A 919-nucleotide genomic window follows, 5' to 3' on the forward strand; every position below is an offset into this window, starting at 1 on the left:
CCCGCACGGAACCTGCCCGGCCCCGGCCCCGGCCCCGCCCCCGGGCGGGTTCCGTGCGCGGACCGGGGCGGGGGAGAGGGCTCAGGAGGCGGGCGCGGCCCCGGTCCGGCGGGTCTGCCCGATCAGCACGGCCGTCGCCCGGTCCAGGAGTTCACCGAGCGCCGCGTGCTCGGAGGGCGTGAAGGCGTCGGCGAGCGCCCGCTCCAGGACGGCCACCTCCTGGTAGGCGCGGTCCAGGAGCTCCCGGCCCTCCTCGCTCAGGCTCGCGATCTGCACCTTGGCGTGCACCGGGGACGCCTCGCGGCGGATCAGTCGCTTGGCCTCCATGTTGGCCAGCACGCTGCTCATGCTCTGCTGCGTCACCCCGCAGGAACGGGCCAGTTGGGCGCCCGACATGCCGCCCTCGCGGGAGAGGGCCAGCAGCACCGTGTACTGCGTCATGGTCAGCCCGTAGCCGCGCAGCACCGCCTCGTGATGCGCCATCAGCGCCTGCTCCGAGCGCCTGATCCGGGTGCAGAGGGACTCATCGACCGGGGCTTCCATCACGCACTCCCACTCAACTAACAGGTTCATGGGTTGACTCAGGAACCTTATATACCTACTGTCCTCGACTATAAGGATACTGAGTCAGCACAAGGGGCTGTAACGATGAAGGCTGTCCTCCTCGACGCCGAGAACCACTACCGCGTCACCGAACTCGACGAGCCCACCCCCGGCCCCGGTCAGGTGGCGATCCGCGTCGCCTACGCCGGGATCCAGTGGGGCGACACCATGGCCCGCGACGGCCGCTTCCCCCTCCCGCGCCCCTTCGTCCCGGGCTTCGAGGCCTCCGGGCACATCACCGCGGTCGGCGACGGCGTCGACCCGGCCCGCATCGGCAGGCCCGTCACCGCACTGACGGCGGCGGGGGGGTGTGCGG

At 71.7% G+C, this 919-nt stretch carries 2 protein-coding genes; one reads left to right on the forward strand and one right to left on the reverse strand.

The annotated features are described in order from the left end of the window. Positions 1-81: 81 nt before the first annotated feature. Positions 82-573, reverse strand: coding sequence for a MarR family winged helix-turn-helix transcriptional regulator (locus ACFWVD_RS28545; RefSeq protein ID WP_203351574.1), 492 nt, complete (start codon positions 571-573; stop codon positions 82-84). Positions 574-648: 75 nt separating this feature from the next. On the opposite strand from ACFWVD_RS28545, the gene ACFWVD_RS28550 reads away from it, so the two are divergent. Further along, positions 649-919, forward strand: a 271-nt coding sequence (locus ACFWVD_RS28550; protein ID WP_379247989.1) for an alcohol dehydrogenase catalytic domain-containing protein, incomplete at its 3' end; no start/stop codon positions are given.

The sequence above is a fragment of the Nocardia sp. NPDC058666 genome (assembly GCF_042714895.1).
Classification (GTDB): domain Bacteria; phylum Actinomycetota; class Actinomycetes; order Mycobacteriales; family Mycobacteriaceae; genus Nocardia.

What these genes read in the sequence shown, in the direction of transcription:
- ACFWVD_RS28545 (WP_203351574.1), bottom strand. Translation starts at nt 573, where the DNA reads ATGAACCTGTTAGTTGAGTGGGAGTGCGTGATGGAAGCCCCGGTCGAT.